The following is an 8,496-nucleotide window of genomic DNA, read 5'->3' on the forward strand; positions in this document are numbered from 1 at the left end:
GCATTCGGCGGTGCCGAACCGGCTCTGTCGCGTTATGTACGTCAGTCGCGGAGGGTCGCCCGACCGTGCAATAATCAAGAAGAGTCGCTGCAGGCCACACTCCGAACCCGACCCGCTGAGCGAGTCGGGCCCGGAGCAGGTTCTGACGCATCAGATCTAACTTGTAAGACGGCTTTTGGGTACCGTCGGGAGCGAGGGACAATCAGTGCGAGCTGCTCGCAGGCTGGGAGGTCTCGCCGGTCTTCGCGGCGTTCGGCTCCTTAACCGACCGCTTCACGGGCACTGTGAACCGAATCCCCTTGTCCTTCTCGACCTCGATCGTGAAGGATTTCTCGAACGAACGCTCGAGCACCTGCGGCTTGAGCTTTATCTCGCCGCTGGCGGTTTCACCGGGGCCGATCTTTTTCGGAAGCGTGATCTCCGCGAACTGGGGCAGATCCGCCACGAGTTTGAGCGCCAACTCCTCGTCGGCAGCATTCGTGATCGTGAACTTCATCTTATCCCGCACCTTGTCGCCGAACTGGGAGATATCCAGCTTATAGGGCTTGATGATGATCGGGTAGGTCGAGTCCGGGCGCTGAATGACATCGGCTGAAATCGACACCGTCTTATCCGGCGGGCCTTCGTTGGTAGTGATACGCGGCCGCTTGGTAACCTTCTGGTTGTAAGTCCGGGTACTAAAGATGATTTCAAGCGCAGTGCTGTCACCGACAGCAAGCTCCGATTTTTCCAACGGAGCCTTGGTGCAGCCTCAACCCGGGTTCACTTTCTCGATTTTCAGCGTGTCTGCGCCCCGATTGTAGACCCAGAAGACGTGGGTAATCTCGGAGTTTTGCGGGACATATCCAAAGTCGAACTCGGTCTCGGACAGCTCCATCAGCGGCGCCGCCATAACCGGCGCGCTGACGAGTGCAGCCAGTCCCAAAATCAAAACCGTCAGTAGAGGTTTGGTCATCGCTTGATCCACTCAATATGGGTTAAGAATCTACTTCGCGCTATTCTCTGTTGTCGTAAACACCGGACGGAAACTGAAGTCTCCGCAAACCACGGGTATTGTTACCCGAAACGGCGCCTCCTGGTTCCCGGCCAACTCCATAGTAAAGGAGCTTTCAAACGGTGGAGGTGGCCCGTCGGAACTACGGCTGACATAACCGGTCGCCGGGGTCCCGGGATCGATGGTCTCAGGCAACACCACGCTAATGCCGGGGCCTGTCTCGATTAGACTGACCTTCAGTTCTGACCCGCGCTTGTTCACCATCTGCACGACTTGCCTGGTACTCGCTTCCTGATTCCGGGCCAGCACCAGTACCGTCGGTGTCCAAACAAGAGATGCATTCGGCGAAGACGGCGTTACTACGTTTCCTTTCAACGGTACTTCTACCGGGAAAGGGCTTAGTTCGACATACAGGTAAGCCGACACCTCCTGGGGTCCGAGCGATCCTCTTGTTTGCCAATAGAGTACAACCCCCATGCTGTCTCCGGGCAGGATGATAGTTTCGGCCGCGGTGCTGGTCAGGCAGCCGCAGCCGGTCTTTATCTCCGTCACCCTGGCTGTATCCCTTTCGCCTCCTTGAAGCCAAACCCGGTGAACCACCGTTGCGTTAGGCGGCAGCAGGCCGAAGTCGAATTCGGTATTGTCCACTCGAAAGCCCGAATCCGCAGCGACAGTCGGTACAGCCAAACCGACAAGTATGAGAACAAGACCGATTGTGAGCCGCATGGTTTTACTCTAACCGTCTAACTTATTGTATGCGCCCAGGTTGGTCAAGGCGTTTTGCCCTGTTTTAGCTTGTTTTCAGCCACTGACCGGTCTAAAATGGGCTGTTTGGACCGGGTGGTCGATTTATGCGTGTGATTGAAGTTCAGAACCTAACCAAGGTCTATACCACGCACCTTAAAAAGGGCAACGTGGTGGCGCTTGATCAGGTCTCGCTCGGTGTCGACCAGGGAGAGATATTCGGCCTGCTTGGACCCAATGGGGCCGGGAAGACCACACTGGTAAAGGCCCTACTCGGAATCACCCGGCCGACTGCGGGCGATATTCTCATCAATGGGCTTCGCCCGGACGACCCCGCCTCTCGCTCCAAGGTGGGTTTCCTGCAGGAGAACCCGCGCTTCCCCGAACACCTGACCGGCTGCGGTCTCTTGCGGCTGGCCGGGCAACTTGCCGGCATGTCTGAAAGTACCATCGCAGATCGTAGCCTCCTGCTTCTGGAGCTGGTCGGCATGGGGAAGTGGGCCGACACCAAAACCAGCAAGTACTCCAAAGGGATGACCCAGCGCATCGGCCTCGCCCAGGCTCTGATAGCCGATCCCGATATTGTCATTCTCGATGAACCTACCGACGGAATCGACCCTATCGGCAAGGTGGAAACACGAGATGTTCTCAAGCGGATTCGCGATCAGGGCAAAACCGTCTTCCTCAATTCCCATCTGCTGGGCGAGGTCGAGCTGGTGGCTGACCGGGTGGCGATACTCTCGCGCGGCAGACTGGTCAAAGTGGCGACCGTCAACGAACTGACTGTCAGAGATAACGTCTACGAAATAGAGGCGGATATCGGCAATATTCAGATCGACGTCCCCGAGAATATTGGTAAGATCGTTCTGATAAAGACCACTGGCCTAACCATTGAGTTGGTGCGGCCTGAGAATATCAACTTCGTGGTTGATCAGCTTCGCCTTCATCGCATAAACATCTGGTCGGTGCAGCCGGCAAGGCTTACACTCGAGCGCTCGTTTGTCGACGCGGTCAGCGAGTACCCGGGAGAATCGGCATGAGTACCCTTGTCCGCGACACCCTGGCCGAACTCGTCAGCCGGAGAATACTCATTCTCTTCGGCGTGATTACGGTCGTGATGCTTATAGGCGTGTGGGCTTCGTGGGAAGTCAGAGAGAGCTTGACGTTGCCCTCTGGTGAGGCTCCCCCGGAACCGGCAGGGGGGACACTCGTTCAAACTCGGACAACGGCGGCGATTGCGTTCGTGATGTCGATCTACCTGTTTTTCGTCGTTATTGCGTCGTGCGGCCTGATTCCTCGGGCGCTCGAAAAGGGTCGGGCCGAGTTCTACCTGTCGAAACCATTTTCGCGACACCGGTTTCTGATCGGCAAACTACTTTCGATCTGGGTCGTCTACGGGCTTCTGGCTGTACTCTGCGGGAGTCTCGTGTACGTAATCTCGATACTAATTCACGGTGGTTTCGATATCCGCGTGCTGCTGCTTTTTGGCGTGTCGCTGTTGGAATTCACGGTCTGGCTGAGCGTACTCGGACTGATCGGAGTCCTGACGGGGTCGGGGTCGTGGGCGATGATGCTTGCATTCTGCCTGTGGGTTGCCCAGAACCTGCTTTCGTTGCACGAGCAGTTTGGCCAGATTGTCGCCAACAAAGCGATAGCTTACACGGTCGACGCATTCTACTATGTATTGCCCAAGACTGGCCAGATGGGTGAGATTGGTGCCAACCTTGCTTCCGGCCGTCCGATAGAAAGCTGGCTGCCGCTCTGGAGCTCACTGCTCTTTGCTACTGTTGTGGGATATGCGTCGATCCGAGTGTTCGAACGTCGTGATTACTGACGCATTAGATGGGATGTTGTGCCATGCCTGACCGAGATCTTATACATGAACTCCTGGAGCCGCTGCGGACCGCGCTCCAGATGGAAACCGAGGGGCGGCAGTTATTTCTCGAGGCGGCGCGGCGCGCGTCGGGGCGACACGCCCGCCAGACTTTCGAGTTTCTCGCCGCTGAGGAAGAAAGACATATTGAGCGCATCCGCGAGTTCTATGCGTCCATAGAGGACAAGGGAAGCGCCGCGGCCGCCGAAATTCCGCCCTCCGATCCGGGCAAGCGGTTGCTCGAATTTAATGATCAGCTGGCGAACCTCCGCGACGAGATCAAACCGACTTTGTCTGATATCGAGGCCTTTCGCTTCGCTATCAGGTTCGAAAACGGCGCCGAGGAATTCTACCGCAAGCAGATCGAAACGACCCCCAGCGACAAGGCCCGTGACTTCTATCGCTGGCTGGTGGGCGAGGAGGAAATCCACGCCCAGGTGCTTGGCTCCTGTCTCGAATTTGCCGAGGATCCTGCCGCTTGGTTTCGCCGCCACGGGCGTTCCAAATAAATCGTCCGCTTAATGGCTTTACTCACGGGAGGCGGCCGCGTATATTCGGCCCTGATTTGTCACAAAGTCTAAGGAGCTTTGACATGACGCCTGTCGAATATCTTCAACAAACCGAAGCCAAACGGCTGGACGAACTCTTCCAGTTACTCAAGTTCCCGTCGGTCTCCGCGAAAAGCGAACACAAGCCGGACATGATCGCCTGCGCCGACTGGCTGGCGGGGCATCTGCGCGATATCGGATTCAACTCCGAGGCCTGTCCCACCGGCGGACACCCCCTGGTTTACGCAGACTACATGGTGGGTCCGAAGGCGCCGACCGTGCTATACTACGGGCACTACGACGTTCAGCCCCCGGAGCCATTCGATCTGTGGAAATCACCGCCGTTCGAACCGGTGATTCGCGACGGTTATGTCTGGGCACGGGGCTCGGCTGACAACAAAGGCCAGTTGTTCATTCATGTCAAAGGTCTTGAGGCGGTCCTCAAGGCTACCAGAAGTCTGCCTATCAATGTGAAGCTGCTGTTCGAGGGTGAGGAAGAGGTTCACTCGGCGCACTTGCCGGCATGGATACGCAAGAACCGCAAGAAACTTAAAGCCGATATCGCCGTGGTCTCGGACACCGCCATGTTCAGCCCCACGCTGCCGGCCGTAACTTTCGGTCTTCGCGGTATCGCCGCCGCCGAGCTGTTTGTCTACGGCCCGGCGCGCGATGTTCACTCCGGCTCTTTCGGCGGCGCGATCGCCAATCCGGCCAATATCCTGTGTGAACTGGCCGCCAAACTCCACGACAAAAACAGCCGGGTGACCATTCCCGGCTTCTACGACGGCGTTAAACCGCTTTCCGCGTGGGAGCGGGCACAGTTCAAGAAGCTGCCGTTCAGCCAGACAAAGTATCTCAAATCGCTCGGAATCCCGGCGCTCCACGGAGAGAAGGGGTTTACAACTTACGAGCGGTCGTGGTCACGCCCGACTCTCGACATAAACGGGATAACCAGCGGCTACCAGGGCGAGGGCGCAAAGACGATTATCCCGTCGTATGCCTCCTGCAAGATCACCATGCGGCTCGTGCCGGGACAGGATCCGATGGATATCTGCAACAAGCTGGAGAAATACATTATGAGGATCGCCCCCAGGTCGGTCAAAGTCAAAGTCCACAAGCACGGCGGGGCGAGAGCCGTAGTTGTTCCCCACGAGGGGCCCTGGCTCGATGCCGCGGCGCGGGCGATCAAGGCCGGATTCGGCAAAGCGCCGGTGTTCATGAAGGAAGGCGGCTCGATTCCCATTGTAGGCGATTTCAAAAATATCCTCGGTCTCGATACGCTGCTGATCGGCTTTTGCCAGAACGACGACAACATCCATTCGCCCAATGAGCGCTTCAAACTGCGCGATTTCCAACGGGGCTGCCTGACCGCGGCCGCGCTTCCGTTTGAACTCGCGGGGGTGAAAGCGTAATGGATCTCGCTCTGAAGGGGAAGCGGGCGCTCGTGACCGGCGCCTCAGCCGGACTGGGGGCCGCCACCGCGACCGCCTTAGTTGCGGAAGGGGCGCAGGTGGTGATCAACGGCCGTGACCAGGGACGGCTTGAAGTCGCGGCGCGGAAAATCGAAGCGGCCGCGGGGGTTAAACCTGGCCTGGCTGTGGGTGACATTTCAAAGTCCGCCGACCGGGTGAAGGTTATCAATGCGGCGCGCGAGCAGTTGGCCGACGGGATGATCGATATTCTCGCGTCCAACACCGGTGGTCCGCCGGCCGGCATGTTTCTCGATCACAGTGGCGATACCTGGCGCGAGGCGGGACATCTGTTGCTGGAATCGGCGGTCGGCCTCACGCGGGCAATACTGCCCGGAATGATCGAGCGCCACTGGGGCAGACTGATTTACATCACATCGGTGGCAGTGCTTCAGCCTATCGATGATCTGATCCTGTCCAACAGCTATCGCTCGGCGGTGACCGGTTTCTGCAAGACGATATCCAATACCTATGCCAAAGACGGCATCACGGCCAATACTGTGTGCCCCGGATACACCGCTACCGAACGGCTGCTGTCACTCGCGGAGACTCGTGCCAGGGCTGCCGGTGTGACCCCCAAAGAAGCAATGCAGGGGTTTGTCGGTTCCGTGCCGGCTGGCCGACTGGGTAAGCCGGAGGAGCTGGCAGCGCTGATCGCATTTCTGGCGTCGGATCGCGCCGCATATATCACCGGATGTTCGATCCCGGTCGATGGCGGCTGGCATCGCGGCCTTTTGTAGGTCGGGATGCTGGCCATCCCGACCTCTTCTCGCAGCGGAGTACGGTAGAACATCATGGCTTTGAGTTCCCCTGCCGAACTTCCGTCAACTCGTCCCGAAACCTGGAGACTGATTAGTGCAGTTGTCGTACTGCAAGCAGTGGCGGGCATCTGCTATCCTATCGCCAAGTACGGGCTGGGCATTATCGAGCCGTTTACGTTTGCGTTCTATCGGTATTTGCTTTCAACAGTGGTGTTGCTCGCTTTGGTTCGCCTAAGGCCGGGCAGCGCGCCCGTTGACAGACGCGATTGGTGGCGGATTATCCTGCTGGGCATTTTGGTGATTCCACTAAACCAAACGCTGTTTTTGTGGGGGCAGTCGCTCACCGGCGCAGGACACGGGGCCTTTCTGTTTTCGACCACACCAGTGTGCGTGTTTTTGCTGGCGGTGGTGCATTTGGGGGAGAAGGCGACCTGGCGACGGGCGCTCGGCATTTTGATGGCCGCGGTCGGAGTGATGACAATCATGTGGTCTGGTCTGGCTAAATTCGGAAGTGAGTACCTTGCAGGAGATCTGATAATCTTCATCTCGGTGATCGCCTGGGGATACTACACAGTCTTGGGAAAAGAGTTAGTTCGCAAGTACGGCGCGCTGCGAGTGACCGCGTATGCCCTGGCCTCCGGCTCGGTTGTCTATTTCCCGTTCGGACTTTATTTCGCTTTTAAGTACGATTATTCCCAGGCCACGCCCGGGGCGTGGGGTTCTGTCGTGTATATGGCTCTTGGATTGTCGGTGCTGGTCTATGTGCTCTGGTACTGGCTGATTAAGCATGTGGAGGTCTCGAGAATAGCGGTTTATCACAACACGCAGCCAATCCTGGCCTCGGCGGCAGCCTACCTGTTTCTGGGAGAGAGCCTGAGCGCCGGATTCCTGATCGGCGGAACGATTGTGCTCGCGGGCGTGCTGGTGACGGAGCTATGACGACGTACCCGACAGATGCCCCGGCTCTTTGTGCGCGGCTGACCTCCTGGTCTGCCCGGCCAGGATTGTTCACGCAAGGGGTAGACGAGGATCCGCCGCGGCGGGCCGCCCACAGAAACGACGCTGTCGGGACCGCAAGAATCCCGACCTACAGGGCTCACTTCGCTGCGCCGCTGTTCTTATCCGATGTCCCCACCCGGTAGAGCCAGAACATCAGAAGGCCGAACGGGATCAGCGCGAACCAGTCAGCCTCGGCCAGGTGGCCCACCCAGGAGGAACAATTGATCGCCTCGTTCCAGCCCGCGCCGGTCAGACCGGCCACCACAATGCCCATAATCGCCGCGCCGGCGATAAAACCGGATGACATCAGCACGCCGGGTGAAAACTCCGATTCCGCCGCCGTGCCCCTTGTCTTGCGTTCCACCAGAGTGCGAATCATACCGCCTGCCATAATCGGCACTGAGGTTGACAAAGGCAGATAAAGCCCGACTGCAAACGGCAGCGATGACACACCGACCAGTTCCATCAACAATGCCAGGGAGACGCCGATCAATACCAGCCCCCAGGGGAGCTTTTGGGTCAGGATGCCGTCGATGATAAGGCTGAACAAACGTGCCTTCGGTGAATCGAGTTTGGTCACCGGCTTGCCGTCGACTTCGGAAATCGTGCCGGCGATGCCGGGGTCGACCAGGTATTGGATCTTACCGGCTTCGTCAACGAGATACTTGCCGATCAGCACGTTGCCGACCGGTTCGGTGACGTAATGGAGGCGGTAAGTGTTGCCGTCAGGACCCGCCTGGGTTTTGTCCGAGGTACAAGTGGTCGCGACATATTCCGGGTACTGAATCGGTACGACAGTCGTATAGGCGTTATTGAGACCGATTACCACCAGCCCGATTACCAGTGCGCTGGAGACTACCCCGATCATGATGGCCAGCTGTTGATGTTTAGGTGTTCCGCCGACCAGGAACCCGGTCTTGAGGTCCTGGCTGATCGTTCCGCCATTCGATGCGGCTATGCACACTATCGCCGCCGTGCAGAGCGCCATGGCTCTATATGATACTCCGGTCCAGCCAACCGCCAGAAACAGCAGGCAGGTTATGAGCAGCGTGGCGACCGTCATACCGGAAATAGGATTAGATGATGACCCGATCTCACCGGTAATGCG

At 58.0% G+C, this 8,496-nt stretch carries 10 protein-coding genes; 6 read left to right on the top strand and 4 right to left on the bottom strand.

Going from position 1 to position 8,496, the window contains the following annotated elements; all coding sequences use genetic code 11:
• Positions 1-202: 202 nt before the first annotated feature.
• Genes AB1772_05030 through AB1772_05040 form a run of 3 tightly spaced genes read right to left on the bottom strand, consistent with a single transcriptional unit; the run spans position 203 to position 1,720 of the window.
• The gene (locus AB1772_05030; GenBank protein ID MEW5795707.1) at positions 203-733 is read right to left on the bottom strand and encodes a hypothetical protein; all 531 of its coding nucleotides are present in this window, start codon (positions 731-733) and stop codon (positions 203-205) included.
• Between the two features lie 18 nt (positions 734-751).
• Positions 752-955, bottom strand: coding sequence for a hypothetical protein (locus AB1772_05035; protein MEW5795708.1), 204 nt, complete (start codon positions 953-955; stop codon positions 752-754).
• 30 nt (positions 956-985) lie between these two features.
• Positions 986-1,720 carry a DUF1573 domain-containing protein gene (locus tag AB1772_05040; protein ID MEW5795709.1) on the bottom strand — a complete coding sequence of 245 codons (735 nt, stop codon included), beginning with the start codon at positions 1,718-1,720 and terminating at the stop codon, positions 986-988.
• A gap of 125 nt (positions 1,721-1,845) precedes the next feature.
• On the opposite strand from AB1772_05040, the gene AB1772_05045 reads away from it, so the two are divergent.
• The 6 genes from AB1772_05045 to AB1772_05070 all read left to right on the top strand — a co-directional run bounded on the left by AB1772_05045 (position 1,846) and on the right by AB1772_05070 (position 7,328).
• The gene (locus AB1772_05045) at positions 1,846-2,778 is read left to right on the top strand and encodes an ABC transporter ATP-binding protein (protein MEW5795710.1); all 933 of its coding nucleotides are present in this window, start codon (positions 1,846-1,848) and stop codon (positions 2,776-2,778) included.
• Complete coding sequence (locus tag AB1772_05050) at positions 2,775-3,572, top strand: hypothetical protein (protein ID MEW5795711.1); 798 nt, start codon at positions 2,775-2,777, stop codon at positions 3,570-3,572. The genes AB1772_05045 and AB1772_05050 overlap by 4 nt, the downstream gene beginning before the upstream one ends.
• Before the next feature lie 23 nt (positions 3,573-3,595).
• Positions 3,596-4,120 (top strand): ferritin family protein, encoded by a 525-nt coding sequence (locus tag AB1772_05055; protein MEW5795712.1) that lies wholly within the window; start codon positions 3,596-3,598, stop codon positions 4,118-4,120.
• 83 nt (positions 4,121-4,203) lie between these two features.
• Entirely contained in the window at positions 4,204-5,571 is a 1,368-nt protein-coding gene (locus tag AB1772_05060) for a dipeptidase (protein MEW5795713.1), read from the top strand.
• Positions 5,571-6,368 carry an SDR family oxidoreductase gene (locus AB1772_05065; GenBank protein MEW5795714.1) on the top strand — a complete coding sequence of 266 codons (798 nt, stop codon included), beginning with the start codon at positions 5,571-5,573 and terminating at the stop codon, positions 6,366-6,368. The genes AB1772_05060 and AB1772_05065 overlap by 1 nt, the downstream gene beginning before the upstream one ends.
• A 54-nt stretch (positions 6,369-6,422) precedes the next feature.
• Positions 6,423-7,328 (top strand): DMT family transporter, encoded by a 906-nt coding sequence (locus tag AB1772_05070; GenBank protein MEW5795715.1) that lies wholly within the window; start codon positions 6,423-6,425, stop codon positions 7,326-7,328.
• Between the two features lie 157 nt (positions 7,329-7,485).
• On the opposite strand, the gene AB1772_05075 is transcribed toward AB1772_05070, so the two are convergent.
• Positions 7,486-8,496: OPT/YSL family transporter (locus AB1772_05075; GenBank protein MEW5795716.1), on the bottom strand; the 1,011-nt coding region annotated here is incomplete at its 5' end.

The organism is Candidatus Zixiibacteriota bacterium, assembly GCA_040752815.1.
Classification (GTDB): domain Bacteria; phylum Zixibacteria; class MSB-5A5; order GN15; family FEB-12; genus JAGGTI01.

Coding starts and splice junctions, on each gene's coding strand:
- AB1772_05035 (MEW5795708.1), bottom strand. CDS start 955: ATGACCAAACCTCTACTGACGGTTTTGATTTTGGGACTGGCTGCACTC.
- AB1772_05040 (MEW5795709.1), bottom strand. CDS start 1,720: ATGCGGCTCACAATCGGTCTTGTTCTCATACTTGTCGGTTTGGCTGTA.
- AB1772_05045 (MEW5795710.1), top strand. CDS start 1,846: ATGCGTGTGATTGAAGTTCAGAACCTAACCAAGGTCTATACCACGCAC.
- AB1772_05050 (MEW5795711.1), top strand. CDS start 2,775: ATGAGTACCCTTGTCCGCGACACCCTGGCCGAACTCGTCAGCCGGAGA.
- AB1772_05055 (MEW5795712.1), top strand. CDS start 3,596: ATGCCTGACCGAGATCTTATACATGAACTCCTGGAGCCGCTGCGGACC.
- AB1772_05060 (MEW5795713.1), top strand. CDS start 4,204: ATGACGCCTGTCGAATATCTTCAACAAACCGAAGCCAAACGGCTGGAC.
- AB1772_05065 (MEW5795714.1), top strand. CDS start 5,571: ATGGATCTCGCTCTGAAGGGGAAGCGGGCGCTCGTGACCGGCGCCTCA.
- AB1772_05070 (MEW5795715.1), top strand. CDS start 6,423: ATGGCTTTGAGTTCCCCTGCCGAACTTCCGTCAACTCGTCCCGAAACC.